We start from the raw sequence: 25,449 nt of genomic DNA, 5'->3' as shown, positions 1-25,449 counted from the left end.
TTGTTCTGAAACGATTCTGAGACTGTAGTTTTTCGTAGTTTTTCACTGTCCTAAGCCGCCTGACAACTCTATGCAAACCCTATCTACCCCCGCCACCGATCGCGCAGACCTCTGGTCGATTACCGATACCGCAATTCCTCGCCGCAAGACTCGCCCCGTCCGCGTGGGTAGCATCACCATCGGGGGCGGACATCCCGTCGTGGTGCAATCCATGATTAATGAAGACACTCTAGACATCGACGGCTCTGTGGCAGGGATTCGTCGCCTGCACGAAATCGGCTGCGAAATCGTGCGGGTTACAGTTCCCAGCATGGCTCACGCTAAAGCTTTAGCAGAAATCAAGCAGAAACTGGCCCAAACCTATCAACCCGTTCCCCTCGTAGCGGACGTGCACCACAACGGGATGAAAATTGCCTTGGAAGTGGCAAAGCACGTCGATAAAGTGCGGATCAATCCAGGGCTGTACGTTTTTGAAAAACCCAAAGCCGATCGCACCGAATACACCCCTGAAGAGTTTGCTGAAATTGGCGACAAGATTCGCGAAGCCTTAGAGCCGTTGGTCGTATCTTTGCGGGATCAAAACAAAGCCATGCGCATTGGAGTCAATCACGGCTCCCTAGCAGAACGCATGCTGTTTACCTACGGCGACACGCCTGAAGGCATGGTGGAATCTGCCCTCGAATTTTTAAAAATCTGCGAATCCCTTAACTTTTACAATCTCGTCGTGTCCATGAAGGCATCGCGCGTACCCGTTATGCTGGCCGCCTACCGCCTCATGGCCAAGCGCATGGACGCATTGGGAATGGACTACCCGCTTCACTTGGGCGTCACCGAGGCAGGAGATGGCGAATACGGTCGGATTAAATCCACTGCTGGCATTGGTACCCTCTTGGCAGAAGGTATTGGCGATACAATTCGGGTCTCGCTGACGGAAGCGCCCGAGAAGGAAATTCCGGTCTGCTACAGCATTTTGCAGTCCCTCGGACTCCGCAAAACGATGGTAGAGTACGTGGCCTGCCCTTCCTGCGGGCGGACGCTGTTTAATCTAGAAGACGTGCTTCATAAGGTTCGCGATGCAACGAACCATCTCACAGGACTGGACATCGCGGTGATGGGCTGCATTGTCAACGGGCCTGGGGAAATGGCGGATGCGGACTACGGCTACGTCGGCAAACAGCCGGGATTTATTTCGCTCTATCGCGGTCGAGATGAGGTCAAAAAAGTGCCGGAAGATCGGGGCGTTGCGGAATTGATCGATCTGATCAAGTCGGATGGCCGCTGGGTCGAGCCGCCCGCGCCAGAGTTGTAGGTTAAAGGCATGTCTTCTCCCCTCGCCACTGAGACCGTTTTACAAGGTCGTTATCGACTGCTGAGGCTCTTGGCGGAGGGGGGCTTTGCGCGAACTTATTTGGCTGAAGATGGGGGGCGATTTGGGGAGCGCTGCGCGGTCAAGGAATTTTGCCCTCCCTCTAATGACGCGACGGTGTTTGAAAAGGCAAAGGAATTATTTCAGCGAGAAGCCCAGACCCTCTACCAGCTCGAACACCCTCAAGTGCCGCAGTTCCGGGCGATGTTTGCGGAAGCGGTAGCGCAAACGCAGCGGTTGTTTCTCGTGCAGGACTACGTTGAAGGGGACACCTATCGCAGCGCGCTCAGGCAACGCCTCCAAGCGGGAGAACATTTTTCAGTGCAAGAGGTGCGCCAACTTCTGAAGCAATTGCTCCCGATCCTGTCCTATATCCACGGCAAGGGCATCATTCATCGAGATATCTCTCCCGACAACCTGATCCTGCGGTCCTCGGACAGAAAGCCAGTCCTGATCGATTTTGGCGTCGTAAAAACCGTTGTCACTCAGCTCCAGCAGACGAATGTGATGCCCTCAGGGACTGCCGTCGGGAAGTTCGGATTCGCGCCCATCGAGCAACTGCAATCGGGCCGCGCCTACCCCAGCAGCGATTTGTATTCTTTAGCCGTATGTTGTTTGGTTCTGTTAACGGGGCTAGAACCTTCTCAACTCTTTGACGATGCTGCTGCCGTTTGGCACTGGAGGCATCACACCTCAGTCGGCGACGGTCTGGCCGACATTTTGGACAAAATGCTGGCCCACAAACCGAGCGATCGCTACTCCTCCGCCGATGAAGTCCTCCAAGCGCTTCAGTCCATGCCTTTTGAGTCGTCTGCGGCACCTCCCTCAACTGCCACTGCTCCAGCGCGCCCCTCCAATCCCTCTCCTGCAGCCCCCGTTAAACTGCAAGATCCGCCCGAAGCCTCACAGGCCCAAACGATTGCGGCAGAGCGTCCAGAGGGGTTGCGAAGAGTCCGTTCCCAGGGAAGAAAAATTATCCCAGCCGTGCGGACGCGACCGCCGGCCAGAAAACCTCAGAGCAAAGCAAAAACAGCAGCACTCGTTGTCATAGGACTCTTGCTCGCTCTTTTATCGGCGGGCGCTGGCTGGCTGCTGATGCAGTTTTTGATGCTCCGCCCTTGGGCGAAGGAGCCGATCAAGGTATCGCCTGCTCCCATTCAGAGCCGAGCGCCTCAACCTGCCCCAACCCCCACGATTCGCTACAGTCAAACCTTGGACCTCATACCGGGCCAGTCCGTTACCGTACAGGGAACCCTACAGCCCGGCGAAGCGCAAACCTACCGCTTTGAAGGCAGCATGGACGATAAACTCTCAGCAACGCTGACAGCGGAGAATACCACGTTTAGCCTCCTAAAATCAGATTTAACGCCTGTGAGTCGCAACAGTCAAAAAACGACCCGCTGGCAGGGCGTACTGCCTCAAACCGATACCTACTCCCTCCAGGTCCAAAATCGCTCCGCAAGCCAGGTTCGGTCCTTTGAGTTCGTGTTGGCGCTAGCTCAACCCGAACCCCCTCCGTCGCCTTCAATCGCGCCATCGGATCTCGCCAGTCCATCGCCAACGCCCGCAGAAATCCCTCCTACCATCCAGACCGAAACCCTCGCCTTCGCACCCGACAGTTCTCTCCAACGCCTGACGGGTCTTTTGCTCCCCGCTCAGATTCAGCGCTATACGGTTGCGGCATCTGCCGGTCAAGTCCTGACGGCTGCCGTTTTCGAGAATCAAGCCGTGACCCTCACCATTCGAGATCCGGCGGGAGAACCGCTCAACAGCGCTCAGAACGTCCTCAATTGGCAAGCGCTTATCTCAGAGCCTGGCACCTACCAAATCGACGTCATTCCCATTGATAGCGACCAATCCACGAGTTTCGCAGTTGAAATTGGTCTGAAGCAGCCTTAGAACGCTTCAGTCGAGCGGGTCAGGCCCGCGATCGCCTTTTCCAACAGCGGCGGAAAAGCCCGCACGATCTTTTGCTGTTGGCGATCGACGGGCACGTTGACCACGCGACCTGCCACGTAGCAAAGCTCCGTCTCGAGGGCGCACACATTTTGAATCCAGATCAGCCGCACCCGCTCCACTGCCTTGAGACAGCTTCTAACCCGCACCTGTTGACCCATTTGCACGGCTTTGCGGTAATTGAGCTGGAGGTCGATCACGGGCAAATCGCATCCAATCGCCACCAAATCTGCAAACTCGACGCCGACCTGTTTGAGTGCCGCAACCCGCGCCTCTTCCATCCAAGCCAGATACGAACCATGCCATACGACTCCCGCATAGTCAGTATGGTGGGGTTGGACGGTGATGGGATAGTCAAACCAAACTTCAGACTGTAAAGGCAATAAACCCATCCTGACCCTAGCGCTCGACAAACAACGGCAACAGCGATCTTTTTAGACTCAGTCTCGAACGGAGACCGCTTTTACCTCCACCGTATTGGCTTCTGTCTCGGCAGCAGCAGAAGCATTCGGCTGGCGCTGTTTCATCTTTTCGATCGCGATTTGAGATATTTCGGCAACCAGCAGCGTGACTAAGGCAATATCGTCAATCTCGCCGACGAGCGGCAAGAAGTCGGGAGAAATATCGATAGGATTGAGCAAATACGCCAAAGTCCCCAATACGATCCACCAACGGTATTTTGGATTGCGAATGGTGTTGCGGTACCAGTTGTATACGGTCTGCATGGGGAGTTTCATGGGTAGATGTTTTGAACGTACTTTTATGGTGTCAAACGTAAACGATTTTGTCGGGTGTGGGTACCCCTATAGAGTCGATCGCTGCGCAAAGTATATTAAGCTGGGCAAGATATCCTAGACTTTTGGGGAATGAGGAGCAAAATTTCTCTGTCTGCTAGGGTCTAGCTTAAAGGGTCGTTCATTAGATATCGAAGGAACCGCTGTGAATTTCGTTGACTTTATCCAAAAAGGCGGACTAGCCATTTGGCCCCTTTTATTCCTGTCAATCCTGTCAATTGGCACCATTTTTGAGCGTCTGTGGTTTTGGAGCACGGTTCTTAGAGGCGAGCGCAAAACGACGGATCGGATTTTAGATGCCGCCCGCCGGGACTGGGATGAAGCCACCCATTTGGCCAGACAAGCGACCGCTCAACCGATGGGCCGATTTTTATATACGCCCTTACGACTTGCCAATAAGGAGCCGGAAATCTTCCGTCTCGCCCTAGAAGCCTCTGCCGATGAAGAATTGAACGCCATGCGGCGGGGTCATAAAGTGCTGGAAGCGGTCATCGCGATCGCCCCTCTGCTGGGCCTGCTCGGAACCGTATTGGGCCTGATTCGCTCCTTGAGCGCCATTCGGCTGGGCGACATCGGCACCTCTTCTCTGACCAACGTTCCCATCGGGATTGGCGAGGCGCTGATCAGTACTGCCGCTGGGCTGATCGTGGCGATCGTGTCCCTGGCGTTTTATCGACTCTTTCAAGGGCTGTTGTTTCATCAAGCTCGAATCTTTCGCCGGACCGGGAACGAGTTGGAGCTAACCTACCGTCAGTTTTGGTTGCAATCTCAGAACATCGCGCGAGCCGCAGCCCAACCCAGTAATTTTGAATCGCCTAAGAATCTCCCCGGTTATTAGGCCAAAGATGCGCGCGTGTAGCGAGGCTTTGAGGGTATTGCAACAATTGTTTCAGCCGCGCGATCGTCCTGTATTTTTGGGAAAAAGCTACTATGAAAGTATATCTAGAGCCTGACGATTTAGACGTTCGGATTGAGATCGTTCCGCTGATCGACGTTATTTTCTGCATCCTAGTGTTTTTCATTCTGGGGGCCGTTACTTTCGCGCGGATGGAAGGACTCAACGTAGATTTGCCCCAAGCAGGCACTGCCAAGACTCAATTCGGAGATACGCTCCCCGTGGAGGTGGATGCCCTAGGGCAAATCAAGGTGAGAAATACCACGATCTCGGAAAGTCAGCTGACGCAGCTTTTGGCCGCTTATGTGGGTCAGAATCCTGAAGGAATTGTAGTGTTGCAAGCAGATAAGCTGGTGAGCTACGGGCAGGTCGCTCGCTTAATCGATACGCTTCAGAAGGTCGGCGGCACTCGCGTTGCACTAGGCGCGACGATGCAAGCTCCGGTCCCCCAACCCGGCGGCACTTTTCCCGGAGAGAGCCTTCCAACGCTCCCAAATCAGCTCCAGCCCGATCTCAATCGACCGGCTGGATCGCCCTACGTCCCTACCGTTCCGGCTCCGTTGCCCAATTCAGCTCCCAATTCAGTTCCCAATTCTTCTAACGCTTCGCCCTTACAAAATTTTAATTCCTCGGATGGGTTAAACCCCCAACCGTCTAACCCTTCTCCATCGACTGCTCAGCCCAATCCTCGCCCCTAAGGTCGCAGTTTTTATCGCGCGTTGCCTTTGGTTTTCCCACTCGGGATGCGTCGAGCATCCAATCATCATGAGGTCCATTCAAGTCTGGGTTTTACTGTTAGCGCTACTCCTAGCCGAGCCTGCGATCGCCGCTGAGTACCGGGGCAAAAATATCGACGGCAAGCGTTTTGCAGGCAAAGTGTACGCCTACGAGACGGGGGGCGTCTTTGACGTGCAGGTAGAGTTTCGCAAGAAGAAAGCCGTTCTCTACTTTGCGAACGGAGGGCAGCAAACCATCCGGCTGAAACGGTCTAACATTACAGACCCTAAAAATATTGTGGGCTGGGGTCGGGTCGGTTTTCTGAGCCTGGGCGGCATTTTGAGCGTTGGGGTCGCGGACGACAGCTCTAACAACACCGAACCTCCCCGCCCCCGCCCCTTTGAAGGATTTTGGCGAATTAGCCTCAACGAAGCGGACTTAAACTAGCGCACGCCACAGGGGCGAAAGGCCTTGCGCCCTCCTAGATATCCTCCCGATAGAGGGAGGCCCAAGCTTTTACCGTTCCAATGTCAAGGTCGTAGGTGTTCTGACGGTTTTTGCCAACGTAGTAGCTAATCGTAGGGAGTTTGGTGAGGGTCTTTTCTCCGGCCTCCTGCAAAAACTGAGCTGCCATTTTATTAATGGGGAAGCGATTGTGTTGGCCGTACAGGTTTAAAGTGCGATCGCCAAAGGTAATGTGTACCGAGGGGATGCCCGAAAACGTAAGCGCCGTTATAAATCGACTGCTCAAAAACACATCCACAAAATTGCGCGACCACTGACTCATAAAGCCCCCCCGTTTGGAGAGAACGGCCTTATATTCGCCATCAAACTCATCGCGTACGATGACAGGAGTCGACCAAGCCACATTTCTGCCCGTGCGCCAAGTCGAACCATTGACTAAGGGAAGCCCCGTCTTGGAATCGGTCGCAACCCATTTTGAAGTGAGATCCGGCGGCGGCGTAGGTAGGGACGCAATGGCAACCGTCTTAGCCGTTGACAGAGTGCCGCCGCCGACTGGGCCACCACTAGCCGTGGGGATGGCGTCTTGAAAGACCTTGGGCCAGGCTTGGACCGTTTTGTCGTTTATGGCTTGGGTAATAGTCACGCCAGAGGCAAGTTTTACGCGAAGTAAGGCTTTGGTGCCTGGCGTAGCAGTCTTGAGCGCTTGGGCCAGCGGCTCATCCACCAAAAATTTGTCGCCGCTGCGTTGAGGGACAAAAACTTGGTCGCCCAGCTTTACTTCCATGCCTTCCACCGCAATGCGCGGGTAGTTGGTGCCGCACAGAACAAAAAAGCAGGCTTGGAATTGACCGTTGCCCACCAGCCGGATTCCATCGCGGCTCCAATTGCTAAACACGCCTAAGCTATCGACCGTTGTGAGTTCGGGGAGCTTTAAGGAGCCTTGCTTCTGTTTATCGAGCACAGCAACGTAGGTGCTGGCCGAGTCTCGGACTGCCACAGGCTGATACCAAGGGCCTTTGCTGTCCCACTTCTTGCCATCTACTACTGGGTAACCCGTACTAGAATCAACAGGCGATTTGGCAATAACGGAGACGGGAAGCGTTCTAGAGTGTCGAACTTCTAGAGGTCGAGCGAGGGTCTGTGCGGGGCTGGCAAGAGATACGCCCGCGACAGCGGCAGACAAGACCAAGGCTAGTGAATATAAAACCATAATCCAGTTCAACAGGGTTATATATATTGAACAGTACGAGGTTATTTTGCGCGCAAAGAATTTTCGTTATTTATTTTATATATTCAGGGCACAAGACCTGACGCGCCCCAAAAGGGCTTAAATTAGCCCGCGTACGTCCGTGACCCGTCCGGCGATCGCCGCCGCCGCCACCATGGCCGGGCTCATCAAGAGCGTCCGCCCGGACGCAGACCCCTGACGGCCCTTGAAATTGCGATTAGACGAAGACGCGCTGATCTGACGGCCCTCTAATTTGTCGGGATTCATCGCCAAACACATCGAACAGCCGGGTTCCCGCCACTCGAACCCCGCCGCCACAAACACTCGGTCTAACCCTTCCGCTTCGGCCTGTCGTTTCACTTGCTCCGATCCGGGCACCACAAATGCCTTAATCCCTGCCGCTACGCGATGGCCTCGGGCCACCTTAGCCGCTTCGCGGAGGTCGCTAATGCGTCCGTTGGTACAACTACCGATGAAACAAACGTCTATTTTGGTCCCTTCAATGGGCGTGCCTGGCGCTAAGTCCATGTATAGATAGGCATCTCGAGCGATCGGGCGCTCTGCCTCTGGCAGCATTTCAGCAATCGGAATCGTTTCGTTGACGCCAATCCCTTGTCCGGGGGTAATCCCCCACGTCACGGTGGGGGCAATGTCGGCAGCGTCAAAGACGACGACATCGTCGTAAACCGCATCGGCATCGCTGGCGAGACCGGTCCACCAAGCAACGGCACGGTCCCAGTCCGCACCTTTAGGGGAAAATTCCCGATCCTTGAGGTAGTCGAACGTAACTCGATCGGGATTCACGTAACCGCACCGCGCCCCGCCCTCGATCGCCATATTACAAACGGTCATGCGTTCTTCCATATCCATCTGCTCGAAGGTCGTACCTGCAAATTCATAGGCGTGGCCCACGCCGCCTTGCACGCCCAGCTTCCGAATGACGTGCAGAATGACGTCCTTGGCATAAACGCCCGGTTGCAGGCTGCCGTTGACTTCCACCCGTCGCACCTTCAGTTTTGCGAGGGCTAGCGTCTGAGAAGCTAATACGTCGCGCACTTGGCTGGTGCCAATGCCAAAGGCGATCGCCCCAAAAGCCCCGTGGGTAGAGGTATGGCTATCCCCGCAGGCAATGGTCATGCCGGGTTGGGTCAGCCCGAGTTCTGGGGCGATGACGTGGACGATCCCTTGATTGCCGGAACCCACGTTATAGAAGCGAATATTGTGTTCCTGACAGTTATTTTCGAGGGCCTGCATCATGGCTTCGGCCAAAGGGTCGGCAAAGGGGCGAGCCTGGTTTTCGGTCGGGACGATGTGATCGACGGTTGCGATGGTTCGTTCTGGGTAGAGAACTTTGAGATTGCGGTCCTTCAGCATCGAGAACGCCTGAGGGGTAGTGACCTCGTGAATCAGGTGCAGGCCAATAAACAGTTGGGTTTGGCCTGAGGGTAACGTGCGCGCTGCGTGCAAGTCCCAAACCTTATCGAATAGCGTGCCTCGGCTCATGGTTTTGGTCAATCTCTATACCGTTAGACCTTAAATTTTAGCTCATCGCTGCGGGTGCTTTCGCTGGCGATCGCGGACCATACCGCTCCTGTCAGGCGCTTCCAATTCCAGAACCTCCGCAGCATTTGACCGAACTAGCGGCCTAGCAGTATCGAACGCTACAGATTCGGACTACCCGAAGGTCGGTAGTATACGAGCAGAGGTCAATGGAGGCAGTAGCCCGTGCGTTTTGATAGCTACGATCCCGAAACACAAGGGTTTTATGACGAACTGTTTGTTGACAAAAATGTACCGCGTCCGGAGGGACAGCCCCTCGTAGACCGGATTCACTCTCTGCCACCGGGCGAGCTGATGCTGCGGCAGGCCGCAGCCCAAGCGGCAATGTATAAGTTAGGCGCGACCTTTAACGTCTATGGCGAAGCAGAAGCGGAAGATCGCATTTTTCCCTTTGACGTGATTCCGCGAATCGTGGCCGTCAAGGAATGGGAGTACCTAGAACGAGGTCTCAAGCAGCGGATTCACGCCCTCAACTTATTTATCGACGATGTCTACCACGATCGCAAGATCGTGACAGACGGACACGTTCCCTTGGAATTAATCGAGTCGGCCAAAGGTTTTCTGAGACCTTGCATCGGGCTGAACCCTCCTGCGGGGGTGTGGTGTCACATTACAGGCACGGACTTGGTGCGCGATAAAGACGGGCAGTGGTTTGTCTTAGAAGACAACATGCGCTGTCCCTCCGGCATCTCCTACGTCCTAGAAAACCGAAGGGTAATGAAAAACACCTTTCCCCAGGTGTTTGCCAAAATGCAAATTCAGCCCGTAGATGAATACCCCGGCCATCTCCTAGAGACGCTCCTGCATTTAGTGCCGCCTCAAGTCGAATGTCCGACGGTCGTGGTGCTCACGCCGGGCATCTACAACTCTGCCTACTTCGAGCATTCGTTCCTCGCCCAGCAAATGGGAATCGAACTGGTCGAAGGACAGGATTTGGTCGTGGTCGATGGCTACCTTCAAATGCGGACGACGAAAGGACTCCAGCGCGTCGATGTGATCTACCGACGCATCGACGATGACTTTTTAGACCCCAAGGCATTTCGAGCGGACTCTATGCTAGGGGTTCCGGGCCTGATGGAGGTGTATGCAGCGGGACGGGTGGCGATCGCCAATGCCCCCGGCACGGGCATCGCGGACGATAAGGTCATCTATGCCTACGTCCCTGCCATGATCCAGTACTACTTGGGCGAGGAACCCATTCTGCCGAACGTGCCGACTTACCTTTGCTGGGAGGCCAAACAGCTCGCCTACGTGCTCGATAACTTAGACAAACTCGTTGTAAAATCGGCCAATGAAGCGGGGGGGTACGGGATGTTGGTGGGGCCTCACGCCACCGAAGCAGAGCGTCAGGCATTCGCCCTAAAAATCAAGGAGAATCCGCGCAACTACATCGCCCAGCCGACCCTTTGCCTATCGCGAGTTCCGACCATCTTAGGAGAGCAAATCGAGGGCTGTCACGTCGATCTGCGCCCCTACATTCTCTATGGAAAGGAGATTTACGTGCATCCGGGCGGCCTCACGCGCGTGGCCTTAAAAAAGGGGTCTTTGGTCGTAAATTCTTCCCAAGGAGGAGGGAGCAAGGATACCTGGGTTTTATACTAAGGAGTTCCGTTTGAAATGGATTCTATGTCTGTCGAACCCTACCGAAATCACCCATGCTGAGCCGCGTTGCAAATTCAATTTACTGGCTGAACCGCTATATCGAACGAGCTGAGAACGTTGCCCGCTTCTTAGATGTAAACCTCAATCTGTTACTGGATATGCCCTCCGGGATCGAGCAGCAGTGGAAACCCTTGGTGGCAACGACGGGCGATCGCGACTTTTTCCAGGAGCACTACGGCGATGCCACGCCCGAAAACGTCATCCAGTTTTTAGTCTTCGATCGCGATTACCCCAACTCCATTCTGTCCTGCCTCCAGCTCGCCCGCGAAAATGCGCGATCGGTCCGCGAAATTATTTCCTCGGAAATGTGGGAACGGGTCAATGCCTTTCACATGATGGTGGCTCAAGCAAGGCGAGAAGATCTTTCTCTGTCGTCCCTCAACGCACTGCTGACAGGGGTGAAGGAATCGAGCCATCTCTTTGCCGGGGTTATGGAGGCCACCATGTCTCACAATGAAGCATGGAACTTCGGGCAGGTCGGACGCTACGTAGAGCGAGCCGACAAGACCTCCCGCATCCTGGATGTAAAATACTTCATTTTGCTGCCCTCGTCGCAAGACGTGGGTTCCTCCGTGGACGAGCTGGGCTGGATCGCGTTACTGCGATCGGCCAGCGCCTACGAAATGTATCGCAAAAGCAGCGTGCAGCATCGGATTACGCCCGCAGAAGTGGCTTCGTTTTTGATCTTAGATGCCGAGTTTCCGCGCTCGATTCGCTTTTGTTTGTTTGAAGTGGAGCGATCGCTCCATCAAATTAGCGGCACGCCCGTCGGAACCTGGCGCAACGCTGCCGAACGCACCGTCGGCAAAGTCCGTTCCGAGCTTGAATTTGTCACCATTTCCGAAATTGTCTCCGACGGGATGCACGAATTTTTAGATCGGCTGCAGCAGCAACTCAACGCGATCGATCGAGATATCTTCAAAACCTTCTTTTCCCGAGAACCCATCTCCCGAGAACCCATTGCAGCTGCGTCGCCCAGCAAGCTCTTCACTCAAGTGCAGCGGCAATGAAGTATACCGTCACCCACAGCACTACCTATACCTACGGCTGTCCTGTTTTTCTCAATCCCCACGTTCTGCGGCTTCAGCCCCGCACCGACGGGTTTCAACACCTGCAACATTTCAAACTCCAGGTGACGCCCGCGCCTCAAGGCCAAAATAGCCTTTTAGATATAGAGGGCAACCTGCTGACGCGCTGCTGGTGGCTGGACGTTCCCACGCAAGCGCTGCACGTTACGGCTATTTCCGAGGTCGAGACCCTCTGCGATAACCCCTTTAATTACCTCCTCGAACCGTGGGCCACTCGCTTGCCCTTCGACTACCCTACGGCGCTTGCAGAACACCTTCAACCCTATCTCACGCCAACTCACCTGGGCGGCCTTGCTTCAGACCCCGCTGCCACCCACCTCGCCCAAGAAATTGCCCATGCCGTCCATTGGAATCCCATTCATTTCCTAGGCGAACTCAACCAGCGCATTTATCGACGGATGCGCTACCAAGTGCGAGAAGAAGGCGACCCTCAGCCTCCCAGCATCACCTGGATGCAGCAGAGCGGCACCTGTCGGGACTTTGTGGTGCTGTTTATGGCGGCTTGCCGTGCCGTGGGTCTAGCAGCCCGATTCGCGAGCGGTTACGAGCAGGGCGACCCGGCCTACGAACAAATGCTCCACGCTTGGGCAGAGGTCTACCTCCCCGGTGCGGGCTGGCGCGGCTACGATCCGACCATGGGCCTGGTGGTGAGCGATCGCCACATTGCGGTCGCCGCGAGCGAGTGGCCCCGGTACGCAGCGCCTATTGATGGAACCCATCGAGGGGGCAGTGGAACCGCAGCCGCACTCGAGAGCAAGGTTTCGATCCATCAGGTAGAAGATCGATAAACCGAACGCTTAACACTCTGACTTTCTGTATTTGTGGTGTGTCTCGAACTGTCGTACACTCTCGGAGAAGGAAATTCATCTCCCTATCAAAGACATGCAGTCTGTCAAGCTCAGTAGATACATTGAATGGATCGACGGGGGATTACTTTTTGCGGCATTGCTTCTGCTGACCTACGGGTTAGAGAAGTACGGACTATTCGAACCCCACGAGGGCCATTTTGCAGGCGTTGCACGAGAGATGATCCTGCGAGGAAACTGGGTTACGCCAACCCTCAACGGCGCGCCCTATCTGAACAAACCACCTCTGCTGTATTGGTCGATCGCGACCAGTTTTAAGCTTTTTGGCTTTCACGAATTTGCGGCGCGCATCCCCATCGCCCTTGCCGGGTGGTTGGGCGTGGTGGTGGCATGGTGGTGGAGCCGTCAGATCTGGGGTGTCGTGGCCAGTCGCGCGACGGTCATCCTTCTCAGTACCAGCGTAGGCTGGTTTATTTTTGCCCACCAGTTGCTGATTGACGAGCTTTTAGGCACGCTACTCCTGGGCATGATGTACTGCCTGTGGCGTTTGACGGTACAGCCTAAATCCCACATTTTTTTTGTGGCAGCTTACCTTTTACTGGGCCTGGCCGTACTGGCAAAAGGGATTTTAGCCTTGGCGTTTTGGGCTGCAGGTTGCGGGGCGATCGCCCTAACCTATCGCCGCTGGCAAACCGTCGGTTTGTTTCGGCCTCTCCTCGGGATTTGCATCTCAGCAGCGACGGTCGCGCCCTGGTGCGTTGCGGTAGAGCGGGACAATCCAGGCTTTCTTCAATACTTTTTGCTCAACGAGAATTTCAAGCGAGTTTTAGATACTCGATGGCCGCCCGATTACAGCATTTCTAAAATCAGTCCGTGGGGATATGTCGCGGTCAGTGCCCTCTGGTGCTTGCCTTGGGTATTCGTACTGCCTCCAGCCCTGCAGAGTCTCTACCATGCATGGCGACGGGGACTTTCCTCCCAGAGCCCTTCAAATGACCGCCAGCGCAGCGATGCATTGACCTTATTGGGCGTTTTGGCAGCTTTGCCAATTTTAATGTTTTTACCGCTATCTTCTAGGCTCTATTACTATTCCATTCCGGCGCTCCCTCCTTTGGCAATGGCAGCGGGACATTGGTGGTCAACCGCGTGGCACGGGAAATCCGAGCGCGCTCGCGTTTGGATTGGATGGGTGATGGTGGGGCTGGGGGTGGCGATCGCCACTGGATTGATTTGGCTCCCCCAACGGGTGATTGGCTTTTTCCCAGAGCTGGCTCAAACCCAAGGCGTACAGACTATCGTCACCGTTCAGCTCATCGGTCTAGGGGTCGGGTTTGTAGGGAGCGGAATCTTTCTGTTGCGCGAGCAACTGGCGATCGCCTTAGTGCTGCTGTGGTTCGGGTTTGGAACCACTTGGGCGACGGTCATCCAAGGATTTAAGACCGTTCAAGATTTTCGCTCGTCCAAAACGCTCGTCCTGCAAGCCAAAGATCGCCTCCAGGACGCTCCCCTCTGGATTTTTGAAGGTTCGCGGGAACTGGGGGTGGCGGGCTCGATGAGCTTTTACCTCAATCCCAGCGGGTTTTCCGGGTTTAAGGGCACGAAGTCGGCGGATTCTATCTTAGCCGCCCCAAAAATGAGCGCAGTTCGATCGACCCGCGCGATCGGGCTGAGTGACGGTCGATCCCTGCAAACTCCCACCCGACCGGACGGTGCCATTTCAGCAGATTGGGTGGTGACGCCGATTGGAATCTTGTACCAGACCGTAGCCGTCTTAACCGATGCGGGGTCGAATCGCCTGCCCCCCTCTTTCCCAGGCGAACCGCCTCCCACCCTCATTACGAAAGCTCAAATGCAGCAATTCTGGAGCAGCGATCGCCCGGTCGTCTTCGTGACGGACTTTCTGCGGCGTCCTGACGACCCCCGCGACCCGCCCACCTTGAATTTGCCAAAGGATGCAGGCGAACCGTTACTCGAAATCGGGCCGCGAAAGCTCTATGGAAATGCATCTGCTCGAAAACTTTGGTTAAAGTAAGAAAAAACGTGCAAATTAGTGGGTGTTGAGGAAGAATTTACGATGACGGTTCCAACAGAGATTAAGACGGGCGTTCCTGAAAGTCTACCGGGTCGAGAAAAATACATCCCTCAAAATCATCGTCGCATTTTGTTGATTTTTCCTCGTTACAGTAAATCCTTTGGAACGTTTCACTATTCCTACAAACTGACGGGCGGCAGGGTTAAAGCTTTTATGCCCCCTCAGGGCCTGCTGCTGGTTGCTGCTTACCTGCCAAAGGAATGGGATATCCGCCTCATCGACGAAAATGCAAAGCCCGCGACGGAGGCCGACTATCGCTGGGCAGATGCAGTCATTACGAGCGGGATGCACATTCAACGCCCTCAGATTAATGAAATTAACGCGATCGCCCATCGGCACGGCAAAATTACGGTCGTGGGCGGGCCTTCCGTGTCTGGCTGTCCGGAATACTACCCCGACTTCGACATTCTGCGCGTGGGAGAATTGGGCGATGCCGATGAAAAGCTGATCGAGTATTTAGATAATTCCATCGCGCGCCCGACGGAGCAACTCCGGTTCGAGACGTTAGAGCGGCTGCCGTTGAGCGAGTTCCCCACCCCGGCCTACCACCACATCAACCTGAATCAGTACTTGTTGGGTAGCGTGCAGTTTTCTAGCGGTTGCCCCTTCAACTGCGAATTTTGCGACATTCCCACCCTCTACGGTCACAATCCCCGTCTCAAAACGCCGGAGCAGATCCTCAAGGAACTAGATGCCATGCTGGAGTCTGGCAATCCGGGGTTGGTTTATTTTGTGGACGACAACTTCATCGGCAACCGTCGTGCCGTCACTGAGTTTTTGCCCAAGCTGATCGAGTGGCAAAAGCAACGGGGCTACCCCCTCCAGTTTGCCTGCGAAGCCACCCTCAATATTGCCCAGAGTCCCAAACTCTTGGAACTCATGCGGGAAGCCTACTTCACTACGGTTTTCTGCGGCATTGAAACGCCAGAGACAGAGGCCCTGCACGCGATTTCGAAAGACCAAAACCTGAGCATGCCGATTTTGGATGCGGTGAAGCAGCTCAATAAGTACGGCATGGAAGTCGTGTCGGGGATTATCATCGGGTTCGATACGGATACGCCGGAGACAGGCGATCGCATCCTAGACTTCATTCGCGCCTCCAATATTTCCGTACTGACCATCAATTTGCTCTACGCTTTACCCAAGACGGCATTGTGGGCGAGACTGGAAAAAGAAGGTCGGCTGCTGTTGGACGAAGACCCCACCCGCGAATCCAATGTCAAGTTTTTGATGCCCTACGACCAAGTGGTCGAAATGTGGCGGCGGGTTATCACGACTGCCTACAGCCCTGAATTTTTGTACGAACGGTATCAGTACCAGGTGAACTATACCTACGCCAACCGCATCGCAGCCCCCAACAGCCCCGCTCGCGTCAACTGGCCCAACATCAAAAAAGCGCTGATCATGATGGGCAATATCTTGATCCGCATGGGCGTGTTCGGCAGTTACCGCAAGACGTTTTGGAAGTTAGCGGGACCCGCCCTGAAGGCTGGCAAAATTGAGGATGTGATTGGAACGGGCTGGGCCAGCTATCACCTGATCGAGTTTGCCAAGGAGTGCGCCACAGGCCAAGAGTCCGCCTCATTCTACTCTCAAAAGGTACTGGAGCCAGAGCGGGAAACGGTAGGGGTGTAAGGCAGCCTCAAACAGTCTGGAGAAATGGGGCAGGGCTGCATTTTCAAACGTATTTTCATACCTTTGGAGAGATCTATCAGCTCTGACTTTTTAATTACACTGGGCAACAAGACAAACTATGGTCCAATGTTATGGCTTCTGCCGAACCCCTTAAGGGCATTGTATTGATCGACTGTGCCAAGGCTAACGCTCCCCAAGGCATTCAAACCGCTGCCGCTCTCTGCGGCTATGGGGACGACCTCAGTACGTTCGAGCGCGAACTCAAACGAGCTTGTCGAGACATCGGCATTGAAATTAAGGAACTGACCGATCTCATGACCGATCCGAGGAAAATGACACAAGACAAGGGCATTGAAATCGCACCCGATACGCCTTCACAGCTCTAGTCTCGGTCTCGATTGCTGTCGCGGATCGGCACATCCTGACAGCACTGGTTGTCGGCAGTATTTGCAGTTTGTGACCCGCGTCTGCGATCGATTGCCGACCTGTAGGCTGCCGTAGCAGAATAGGTGGGAATGCATTGAGACGAACGCGTCGCAGATCCTATAGAGGTAAAACTTCAGTGTTAGATGAAAAAGCCAAAAAAAAGCTGCTGCAATACATCCCCCACCCCATTAATATCTGCGGTGTGAAAGACGGCGATGAAGTGAATGGGTTTACCCTGAGTTGGATGACTCAAGCCTCCTTCAAGCCGCCGATGATTGTCATCGGCGTACGACAAGATTCTCGCTCTCACGCGGCGATCGAAGCAAGCCAGGTTTTTGCCGTCAGTTTTCTGGAAAAAACCCAGCAAAATATCGCAGAAACCTTCTTTCAGCCGCAGCGCAGGGTTGAAAATAGATTCGGCGAATACGAGTTTTATTTGAGCGAGATCGTAGGTTGTCCCGTCCTCAAAGCAGCGCTCGGATACGTTGAATGTCAAGTCAAAGGAATCCTTAAAGAGGGCGACCATTCAATCTTTTTGGGTGAAGTGGTAGGCGCTCAGCTGCATCGCGAAGGCGACCCTCTCTGGCTCAAGGATACGAAGTGGCAGTACGGCGGATAGTCCGTTTCATCTATTTTCAATGGCAGGTATTACTCTACAGAGATCCGACCGATAGCCTCGTCAATTCGTTGCAGCAGATCTGCGTTCAATTGAGGGATCAGTTCTACTGCTTTCATGTTTTCAACGACCTGTTCCGTGCGGCTGGCTCCCGTGATGACCGTGCTGACGCGAGGGTTGCTCGCGCACCAGGCGATCGCCAATTGGGAAAGCGTGCAGCCCAGGTCGGCAGCGATGGGTCGCAGGCGCTCGGTCGCGGCAATCCAGTCGGGGTTGGTCACGGTCTTCTCTAACCACTCGTAACCCGGTAGCGTCGAGCGGCTCCCCGCAGGAATCCCGCTGGCATATTTACCGGTTAGCACGCCAGAAGCCAAGGGACTCCAAGTAGTCAAGCCTATTCCCAAATCCTCGTAAAGCCGGGCGTATTCCCGTTCTACCCGATGGCGGTGGAACAAGTTGTACTGGGGTTGTTCCATTACAGGCTTGTGCAAGTGATGGCGATCGGCAATCTGCCAAGCGCTGACAATTTCCGCCGCCGACCATTCCGAAGTTCCCCAGTACAGCGCTTTGCCGCGCTGGACCATATCATGCATTGCCCAGACCGTTTCTTCAATCGGGGTGTGCGGATCGGGACGGTGGCAGAAAACCAGATCTACGTAATCCATCTGGAGGCGCTCTAGCGAACCATCAATCGCATGATGCAAGTATTTGCGGTTCAGCGTGTTCTTCCGGTTGGGGCCATCGGCGATGCCCCAATAGAACTTGGTCGAAATAATATAAGATTCTCGGTCCCAGCCCAGGTGCTTGAGGGCATTTCCCATCAGGATCTCAGATTTTCCACCTGCATAAACTTCAGCGTTGTCGAAAAAGTTGACGCCCGCATCTTTGGCCTTAGAGAGCATTTCGATCGCAGCGCTCTCGTCCACCTGATTGCCGTAAGTCACCCAAGACCCTAAAGATAATTCGCTAACTTGCAGGCCGGAGCGTCCCAGTCGTCGATATCTCACGATCGTTCTCCTTCAGTGAATTTTTAAAATTTACAGATCGGCAGTTTGACGGTTGGAAAAGGTAAATTGCCGATCGCGTATTTCGCAAGGTGCGTCGGGAAAACTCGAGTTTTCCCGACGCACTTCGGACCTTCGTGGCAAAGCGATCGCGCTAAACGAGGGCAGGCTCAGCAGGTTCGGGTGCGGCCTTGACTTGACCCAGCAACTCGTACAGCGTCTCTCCTTCGATTACCTCAGTTTCGAGCAGTTGGGCTGTAATGGTTTCTAGCAAATCTCGGTTATTCTTGAGAAGGGCGATCGCCCGTTCGTGAGCGCTTTCTACAATTTCTTTGACCTCGCGATCGATGGCCCTCGACGTTTCTTCGCTCACGGCCCGACGCGGATCGGGCGAGCCGCTCCCCAAAAACATAGGCTGCTGGCCTTGCTGGTAGGCCAAAGGCCCTAGAACCTTGCTCATACCGTAGGCGGTCACCATCCGCTCGGCGAGATCGGTGGCTCGCTGAAGGTCGTTAGCCGCTCCTGTCGTAATGCTGCCAAACACGATTTCCTCCGCAGAACGTCCGCCTAGAAGCGTTGCAATCTCGCCGCGCAGTTCGGTTTCGTCCTTCAGAAACCGATCTTCGGTGGGAAGCTGAAGCGTATAGCCCAAGGCTGCCATGCCGCGCGGCACGATCGATATTTTTTCAACTCGATTGCTCCCTGTCGTCATCGCGCCCACAATGGCGTGGCCTACTTCGTGGTATGCCACAATTTTCTTCTCCGTTTCGTTGAGGACGCGGCTTTTCTTCTCTAACCCCGCCACAACTCGCTCGATCGCCTCGGCAAAGTCTTCTTGAGCGACCGTCAGACGGTGATTGCGCGCGGCAAGGAGCGCGGCCTCGTTCACCAAGTTTGCCAAGTCCGCTCCAGCAAACCCAGGGGTGCGAGTGGCGATCGCCTTCAGGTCCACATCTTTACCGAGCTTCACCGTTTGCGAGTGGATCTTCAAGATAGCCTCGCGCCCAGAGAGGTCGGGGCGGTCCACTAATACCTGGCGGTCAAATCGACCGGGCCGTAAAAGTGCCGCATCCAGGCTTTCAGGTCGGTTCGTCGCAGCTAACACGATGACCGTCGCATCCCCCGCTGCAAAGCCATCCATTTCGGTCAGCAATTGATTGAGGGTTTGTTCGCGCTCGTCATTGCCGCCGTAAAAGCCGCCGCTGTTGCGAGACTTCCCGATCGCGTCTAGCTCGTCGATAAAAATAATGCATGGAGCTTGTTTCTTGGCCTGCTCGAACAAATCGCGAACCCGCGAGGAGCCGACGCCCACGAACATTTCCACGAATTCCGAGCCAGAGATGCTGAAGAACGGAACGCCCGCTTCGCCAGCCACGGCCTTAGCCAACAGCGTTTTCCCAGTTCCTGGCGGGCCGACAAGCAAAACGCCCTTTGGAATCCGCGCGCCAATGTCCGTAAAGCGGACTGGACTCTTGAGAAAGTCTACAATTTCAACGAGTTCCGCCTTAGCCTCTTCAACGCCAGCAACATCGGCAAAGGTGACTTTAGCAGATTCTCCCTCTACGTAAACCTTGGCTTTACTCTTGCCAATAGAGAGAACCCCCTGCTGTCCGTCACCCCGCGCAATAAAAAACCGCCAAATGGCCACAAATATCAAAGGCGGAACGACCCATCCCAACAGGCTTGTAAACCAGCCATTTTTCGGCGGGGGTGCAGCGGCAAATTCAATCCCTTTAGACTCCAAAAGCTTGGGTAGCTCTAGATCGAAGATGGGAGTAGTACTCAGAACTTGTCCGGGCTCGCCATTCTCTGATTTGAGCTGATACAGAATCTGGTTTTGGCCGACAGAAACTTGACTGACTTCCCCCTCTTGCACTTGATGAATAAACAAACTGTAGGGAGCAGCAGTGGGCCGCGGCCCGAGCAGACCAGGCAAGAATAGATTGGCCAGAAGAAACAGGCCCGATACCCCTAGCAGGATGTTGCCAACTAGCCGAGATGGAGAAGGTTTTGGAGTGTCTTTAATGCTCATAATTACTGCTCATCCTTTTAAGTAGATATTCATTCGCGCCGTCAGAGGAATCAGGACAAAATTTTTACTTGCGTGTAGAGTGCGGCAATGCAAAGGCGCTGAATGCAAAGGCGCTGACAGTCGCGAGAGTTGGCGATCACTTCTCAATGCTATCGGAGTGCAAACTAAATTGGAGGGCTCCACACCACCGACAGCGGCGATCGATATAGATCGATCTAACCACTCCAGATCGAAATTTAACTCCCTCTAGAGATGCGATCTGCCGTCCTTCAACGCCCGAGTGTAATTGCTAAATCTTTCAGCGTGGAAACAGAAAGCCCTTAACGCAATACTTGAAGCAATATTAAGGGGCCATTAAACAACGCACTCCCCTACCCGAGCAAGCCTTGCCTCCAAACCCGTCCTTCGGCAACCTAGATCGAGATCAATCCTTCCAACGTAGCTGCAACAACTCGGTAGTCATCGTCTTGTCGCAACCGCAACAGAGCGTTTTGGGAGAAAAGTCCTTTAAATTGACGCAAGGTCAGAGCGACCTGCTTGCGCAAAAGCCAATTTTCCGATTCCGCCCAAATTAAGAGCGTTTCCAGAGCATCATCGTGTCTTGCGGACCCCTCTAAGTAACCCAGATGCTCTAGACCCAAACACTGAACGACAGGATCGGAATGCTCGAGCGCCCTCATGCATAGAATATAAAGCTCGTCGGGGCAATTCAATTCAGCTACAACGGGCAAAACGCTCAACTGCAACAACCAATGATCGTCTGCCTCAGCAGCCTTCATGAGATGGGGCAAAGCCTGCTTGCCATATCTCGCCAATGAATTTGCAGCTTCGCTGCGGACGTTCGCATCTCGATCGTGTTGCAGTACATCGACCAATACTTCAAACCCTTGCGGCGTCTGCTTGTGTCCCAATCCAATCGCCGCAAATGATCGGATAATAAATTCAGAGTCATTCAGCTGACTGACCAACAGCGGCACCGCAATCGTTTCTTCGTACTGTCTGAGCGCGACGATCGCACTCATTCTTTTTTGAGGATTTTCGCTGTCTAACAATGCCTTGACTTCATCTAGCTGCATGAGGGAAACCTCGTAGTATTTCGTAACGTCGTCTCATCTGCAAGACTTCGGAGCGTTGAAAATGAGAGTCTTTTGCCAATGTGTAACAATATCGTTACACATTGGCAAATTTGTAACAATGATGTTGAGGTGCGGTTTGCACTCCACGATCGGCCGTTTTTTACGAAACCATCCTTCCGACATAGATATACCGAGAGACGCTCGTCGCTCGATCGCTGGAGCGTTAAGATAGATGGCTCGTACCCGCAGTAACAGCTCCGGCTTTTACCCAACCCCCTACGGATTGAAGCGCGATCCACCCCAAGGGTAAGTCTGACCCGCACGCCAGCAGTGGTGCAAAATAGACCGATCGGCGATCGCTCTGCCGTTCGCCCGAGCGATTGGTGAGTTCCAGCTTCCGACAGATGATTGGGGGCGTTCCGCCAGTTCTCATTTGAGGTAAGGGTTGAGACTCCTCAGGAAAATATTGATTTACCGGTTACAGATAAGCAGAGGTCAAGCGCGTTGAAAAATTTAGAACCCTATCTGGGTAAATGTTTCATCTCATCGCCCAGTCAACCATTTAGATTAGAGCGCGGCGGGTGTTGCACTTCAAATTTGAATCGACGATAATAATACTAATATTAATTAATTAAATAATCATGCCTCAGAGAAATGGATAAAGCTTGTCGAATGAATGAAATGCATATATGAGGTAATCAAAAATAAAAACAAAATTTAAAATCACGAGTTGAAGTTTAATTTATTAATTATTTTTTGGTTAAAGTAAGCATCTTACTAGAAATATTTTCTCCTTGTATAAACGAATTAGAAAATAAATAAATTATTTTTCAAATCCTGTTAAACAGTAAAGTATAGATTTCTACTTTAAAGAATCCTGAAAGGTTTAAGTACGGACTAATTATTATGAAGATCGGCAAGAATTCGAAGTCAGACAAACCTAATATTACCTACATGCCCCAGAATTCTAATGGTTATGAAGTGGCTGCGATGCCTTCAAGCTTTGCAGGACAGAGCCAAGAAGAGGGTGGTTTAGAGATTGGTAGAATTTTTGAGATCGTGCGACGACGGGCAATTGTGGTTTTGGGCGTTACGACAGTAGTGCTAGGCGTGTCGATTATCTGGAGTCGCACTCGTCCCCCTGCCTTTGAAGGAAGTTTCAGAATACTAATAGAACCAGTTACGGCGGAAAGCGAGGTCGTATCTGCCGTGACCGGAAATCAACCAACTGCCGCGAATCCAGACATTGGGAGTCCCTTGAATGCATCTAAAAATGTTTTAGATTATCCAACTCAAATTCAGCTGCTCCTCAGTCCTAAATTATTGCTTCCTGTACTTCAAAAACTCGAACCTTCCTATCCCGATCTTTCTTACGAAAGACTTAGAGGTTCTCTAGCTATCAGTCGGCTTAAGGAACCAACCGACACTAAAATCCTCGACATACGTTATAAATCAAAATCGCTTGAGGAAAGCAAACAAGTTATTAATCTTATCGCACAGACTTACATCAGCTACAGCCTCAGGGAGAGACAAACCAACTTGCGCAGAGCGATTCAATTTCTTGACGCTCAACGCCCCAAAATTGAAACGCAAGTCCAAAGTCTGGAAGCGGCGTTACAAAATTTTCGGGAAAGAAATCAGATCGTCGATCCGAGTACCTTGGCCAGTCAGATTAGCAGCCAAATTGGCAGTACTCAGCAGCAGCAGCTTGAAACTCAAATCGAGTTGACCAAAATGAGGCAGATGTCCCGCTCTCTCGAGCAACAGTTAAAACTCGGCTCGAACGAGGTTGAGGCAGCTTCGGTGTTAAGTGAAGCTCCTCAATATCAAGCGTTGGTCAAGCAGCTTCAAGACCTCGATACTGAATTACAAGTTCAATCAGCGGACCTAGGTCCCGATCATCCTGTAATCATCTCGCTTCAGGAAAAAAGAGCAAAATTGGTGCCATTATTAGAGCAAAAGGCCACCACCGTTCTAGGTAGCGGTCTTTCTCAAAGCGTTACGGATAAACAGTCTCTTCCGTATCAAACTGGATTGCGTCAAGACCTCAGCAAGCAATTTATTGCTGCGGCCATTCAAGTTCCGGTCTTAGAATCTAAGTTAAAAGGACTGAACACTGCACTTCAATACCTCCAAAGTCAATCTAGACGGATGCCTGCTATTGCGCGTCAATATGAAAACATGCAAAGGCAGTTAACGCTGTCAAAGGAACAACTCAGTAAGTTTTTACAAAAACGCGAAGATTTGACGATCAATGCCGCTCGAGAGGAAGTTCCTTGGGAACTCATCGCTCCACCTTCAGTACGAGAAGTATCGTCATCTAGTTTACTTCGAGACCTATCTTTAGGTTTAATTTTAGGATTGCTTTTAGGAACTGGGGTTGCGTTATTATTAGAGAAAATGAATGATGTAATTCATTCATTTAGAGATTTAGAAAGTGAAATTAATATTCCTATATTAGGCTTGATTCCAGAACAAGAAGATGAGACAGGGTCTCTATCTGTCCAGAGTAAGAATCCATTTAACGTTATCAACAAATTCAAAGAAACAGATACTTCCACTCTTAAAGAGAGTATTGCCCAGAAATCTCCTTATCGCTTTTCTCCTTTTACTGAATCCTTTCGCGCTTTAAACTCGCAAATTCGCCTCCTTCGACCAGATATGCCAATTCAATCTCTAGTGATCAGTTCGTCCTTGCCGGATGAAGGCAAAACGACAGTCGCGTTACATTTAGCCCGAGCTGCTACAGCGATGGGTCAAAAGGTTTTACTCATTGATGCTGATTTTAGAAAGACAATTTTAAAGGAGCAGATCAGCCATCACGTCGAAAATAATTCGATTCGCGGTTTGGCCGATGTAATTGTAGGTAGTTCTGAATTGATGGATGCCGTTCAAACAATGAATGGTTACGAAAACCTATATATTCTCCCTGCTGGCTCCATTGTCGTAGATCCTACCAGTCTTTTAAGTTCGAGAAAAATGCAGCATATAATGGAAGAGTGCAAACATAATTTCGATCTTGTAATTTACGATACTGTTCCGCTCAACTTTGCAGATTCACTGTTGTTGATCCCGCAAACAGATGGGTTGTTGATGGTCACAAGACTGGGCATAATTCACCGCGAAATTTTAAAACAAACGCTGAGAACGTTAGAGGTATCTAAGGTTTCTGTTTTGGGTTCTGTTGTCAACATGCATTAAAAGCTAACCGCCATAATTTTTGAGGAGACGCAATCCGATCGGCGTTACCCGTACTGTAGAGCTTTTGTGCCCTAAAACACTCAACGGAAGCGTAATGTCACCTCAAAATGAAAAGGACCGAGAAGCACTTGTGGCATCTCTCGGTCCTTTTCAATCAGCCAACTACCGATCAATTGCTGAGGATTTTTTGGACGATTTGCGTTCCGGTGACGGCCTGCCAACCAAATAAGCTCAGCAAGGCAATGTTAATTGTAATGTGGCTGTAACGGGCGACATTGCTGCCTTTTTGCAGCAGCGGCGTAAGGCTGGCGGAAACTGCAATCAGTCCTGTCATCCCCAGTCCCACCAACAGGTGAGGGCTGACGAATAGCTTGTGATTCTCGATGTAGGTGGAAGCCATCCCACCAATCGTTCCGAGTACCATCAAAGCCAGCAGCAGGGAACTGGTCTGATGATGCTTGAGATTGAATTTTTTCTGGATTAACGCTTTCTTCTCATCTCCTTCGGCAGAGCGGGTGCGACGAATCTGAAAGCCTAAGTACATGGTGTAAAAAGTCAGCCCCAGCAATGCCCACATGGTTAGCGGATGGGCAAAATCAACAATCGGCTTCAAGGTAGGGGAGAAGGTCATGATCTAAATAAGAGACAGAACTATAAACAGTTTTCGCTAAAAACTTTATAAAAATTATCATACGCTACAAACCTTTGTCTGGCACAGGCTCGGATACGGATTTTGGGTCGCTCAGCTTGGGGGCGATCGCTCTTTTTCGCCACCTCTGGATGGGACCCGATCGTGCAGGGTGAGACTCTAAAATTGCCGCGACCCAAGC

22 protein-coding genes are annotated in these 25,449 nt (G+C 52.6%); 13 read left to right on the top strand and 9 right to left on the bottom strand.

Annotated features, from left to right (window positions below; genetic code table 11):
* The first annotated feature begins 70 nt into the window (after positions 1-70).
* Positions 71-1,309, top strand: coding sequence for a (E)-4-hydroxy-3-methylbut-2-enyl-diphosphate synthase (gene ispG / locus R6H26_RS08850; RefSeq protein WP_404790097.1), 1,239 nt, complete (start codon positions 71-73; stop codon positions 1,307-1,309).
* Between the two features lie 9 nt (positions 1,310-1,318).
* Positions 1,319-3,265 (top strand): protein kinase, encoded by a 1,947-nt coding sequence (locus R6H26_RS08845; RefSeq protein ID WP_404790096.1) that lies wholly within the window; start codon positions 1,319-1,321, stop codon positions 3,263-3,265.
* Here R6H26_RS08845 and R6H26_RS08840 read toward each other — a convergent pair.
* Both R6H26_RS08840 and R6H26_RS08835 read right to left on the bottom strand, forming a co-directional pair.
* On the bottom strand, positions 3,262-3,714 hold the full coding sequence (locus R6H26_RS08840) for an acyl-CoA thioesterase (RefSeq protein ID WP_404790095.1): 453 nt from the start codon (positions 3,712-3,714) through the stop codon (positions 3,262-3,264). The genes R6H26_RS08845 and R6H26_RS08840 overlap by 4 nt on opposite strands.
* Before the next feature lie 48 nt (positions 3,715-3,762).
* Positions 3,763-4,059, bottom strand: a complete 297-nt coding sequence (locus R6H26_RS08835) for a YkvA family protein (protein ID WP_404790094.1) — start codon at positions 4,057-4,059, stop codon at positions 3,763-3,765.
* A gap of 202 nt (positions 4,060-4,261) precedes the next feature.
* Between R6H26_RS08835 and R6H26_RS08830 the strand changes: the two genes are divergently transcribed.
* The 3 genes from R6H26_RS08830 (at position 4,262) to R6H26_RS08820 (ending at position 6,175) form a co-directional block, all read left to right on the top strand.
* Positions 4,262-4,954 (top strand): MotA/TolQ/ExbB proton channel family protein, encoded by a 693-nt coding sequence (locus R6H26_RS08830; RefSeq protein ID WP_404790093.1) that lies wholly within the window; start codon positions 4,262-4,264, stop codon positions 4,952-4,954.
* 92 nt (positions 4,955-5,046) lie between these two features.
* A complete protein-coding gene (locus R6H26_RS08825) occupies positions 5,047-5,709 on the top strand; it encodes a biopolymer transporter ExbD (RefSeq protein WP_404790092.1) in 663 nt (220 codons plus the stop codon).
* A gap of 67 nt (positions 5,710-5,776) precedes the next feature.
* Positions 5,777-6,175 carry a hypothetical protein gene (locus R6H26_RS08820; RefSeq protein ID WP_404790091.1) on the top strand — a complete coding sequence of 133 codons (399 nt, stop codon included), beginning with the start codon at positions 5,777-5,779 and terminating at the stop codon, positions 6,173-6,175.
* A 34-nt stretch (positions 6,176-6,209) separates the two neighbouring features.
* On the opposite strand, the gene R6H26_RS08815 is transcribed toward R6H26_RS08820, so the two are convergent.
* Together R6H26_RS08815 and leuC are read right to left on the bottom strand one after the other, a co-directional pair.
* Positions 6,210-7,403 carry a hypothetical protein gene (locus R6H26_RS08815; protein ID WP_404790090.1) on the bottom strand — a complete coding sequence of 398 codons (1,194 nt, stop codon included), beginning with the start codon at positions 7,401-7,403 and terminating at the stop codon, positions 6,210-6,212.
* A gap of 117 nt (positions 7,404-7,520) precedes the next feature.
* Positions 7,521-8,924: a 3-isopropylmalate dehydratase large subunit gene (gene leuC / locus R6H26_RS08810; protein WP_404790089.1), complete on the bottom strand. Its 1,404-nt coding sequence runs from the start codon at positions 8,922-8,924 to the stop codon at positions 7,521-7,523.
* A gap of 222 nt (positions 8,925-9,146) precedes the next feature.
* On the opposite strand from leuC, the gene R6H26_RS08805 reads away from it, so the two are divergent.
* The 7 genes from R6H26_RS08805 (at position 9,147) to R6H26_RS08775 (ending at position 17,309) form a co-directional block, all read left to right on the top strand.
* The gene (locus tag R6H26_RS08805; protein ID WP_404790088.1) at positions 9,147-10,583 is read left to right on the top strand and encodes a circularly permuted type 2 ATP-grasp protein; all 1,437 of its coding nucleotides are present in this window, start codon (positions 9,147-9,149) and stop codon (positions 10,581-10,583) included.
* A 53-nt stretch (positions 10,584-10,636) separates the two neighbouring features.
* On the top strand, positions 10,637-11,653 hold the full coding sequence (locus R6H26_RS08800; RefSeq protein ID WP_404790087.1) for an alpha-E domain-containing protein: 1,017 nt from the start codon (positions 10,637-10,639) through the stop codon (positions 11,651-11,653).
* Entirely contained in the window at positions 11,650-12,519 is an 870-nt protein-coding gene (locus R6H26_RS08795; RefSeq protein WP_404790086.1) for a transglutaminase N-terminal domain-containing protein, read from the top strand. Before R6H26_RS08800 ends, R6H26_RS08795 begins: the two co-directional genes overlap by 4 nt.
* Before the next feature lie 94 nt (positions 12,520-12,613).
* On the top strand, positions 12,614-14,569 hold the full coding sequence (locus R6H26_RS08790; RefSeq protein ID WP_404790085.1) for an ArnT family glycosyltransferase: 1,956 nt from the start codon (positions 12,614-12,616) through the stop codon (positions 14,567-14,569).
* A 42-nt stretch (positions 14,570-14,611) separates the two neighbouring features.
* Positions 14,612-16,264 carry a B12-binding domain-containing radical SAM protein gene (locus R6H26_RS08785; protein WP_404790084.1) on the top strand — a complete coding sequence of 551 codons (1,653 nt, stop codon included), beginning with the start codon at positions 14,612-14,614 and terminating at the stop codon, positions 16,262-16,264.
* A 131-nt stretch (positions 16,265-16,395) separates the two neighbouring features.
* Complete coding sequence (locus R6H26_RS08780) at positions 16,396-16,650, top strand: hypothetical protein (RefSeq protein WP_404790083.1); 255 nt, start codon at positions 16,396-16,398, stop codon at positions 16,648-16,650.
* A 176-nt stretch (positions 16,651-16,826) separates the two neighbouring features.
* On the top strand, positions 16,827-17,309 hold the full coding sequence (locus R6H26_RS08775) for a flavin reductase family protein (protein WP_404790081.1): 483 nt from the start codon (positions 16,827-16,829) through the stop codon (positions 17,307-17,309).
* 29 nt (positions 17,310-17,338) lie between these two features.
* Here R6H26_RS08775 and R6H26_RS08770 read toward each other — a convergent pair whose 3' ends face one another.
* The 4 genes from R6H26_RS08770 to R6H26_RS08755 all read right to left on the bottom strand — a co-directional run bounded on the left by R6H26_RS08770 (position 17,339) and on the right by R6H26_RS08755 (position 21,851).
* Positions 17,339-18,313 (bottom strand): potassium channel beta subunit family protein, encoded by a 975-nt coding sequence (locus R6H26_RS08770; RefSeq protein ID WP_404790080.1) that lies wholly within the window; start codon positions 18,311-18,313, stop codon positions 17,339-17,341.
* A gap of 151 nt (positions 18,314-18,464) precedes the next feature.
* Positions 18,465-20,342 carry an ATP-dependent zinc metalloprotease FtsH gene (ftsH, locus tag R6H26_RS08765; protein ID WP_404790078.1) on the bottom strand — a complete coding sequence of 626 codons (1,878 nt, stop codon included), beginning with the start codon at positions 20,340-20,342 and terminating at the stop codon, positions 18,465-18,467.
* A 413-nt stretch (positions 20,343-20,755) separates the two neighbouring features.
* Positions 20,756-21,418 carry a HEAT repeat domain-containing protein gene (locus tag R6H26_RS08760; RefSeq protein ID WP_404790076.1) on the bottom strand — a complete coding sequence of 221 codons (663 nt, stop codon included), beginning with the start codon at positions 21,416-21,418 and terminating at the stop codon, positions 20,756-20,758.
* Positions 21,419-21,641: 223 nt separating this feature from the next.
* The gene (locus R6H26_RS08755) at positions 21,642-21,851 is read right to left on the bottom strand and encodes a hypothetical protein (RefSeq protein WP_404790074.1); all 210 of its coding nucleotides are present in this window, start codon (positions 21,849-21,851) and stop codon (positions 21,642-21,644) included.
* Positions 21,852-22,324: 473 nt separating this feature from the next.
* Here R6H26_RS08755 and R6H26_RS08750 point away from each other — a divergent pair, with 473 nt between their 5' ends.
* Positions 22,325-24,619 (top strand): GumC family protein, encoded by a 2,295-nt coding sequence (locus tag R6H26_RS08750; protein ID WP_404790072.1) that lies wholly within the window; start codon positions 22,325-22,327, stop codon positions 24,617-24,619.
* 169 nt (positions 24,620-24,788) lie between these two features.
* Here the strand turns inward: R6H26_RS08750 and R6H26_RS08745 are convergent, their stop codons facing one another.
* Positions 24,789-25,250, bottom strand: coding sequence for a DUF4079 domain-containing protein (locus tag R6H26_RS08745; RefSeq protein WP_404790070.1), 462 nt, complete (start codon positions 25,248-25,250; stop codon positions 24,789-24,791).
* Positions 25,251-25,449 lie beyond the last annotated feature (199 nt).

The organism is Altericista sp. CCNU0014 (genome assembly GCF_044923475.1).
In the GTDB taxonomy this organism is placed as follows: Bacteria; Cyanobacteriota; Cyanobacteriia; order Thermosynechococcales; family Thermosynechococcaceae; genus JAAURS01.
This window is presented reverse-complemented; position numbering and strand designations above follow the sequence as displayed.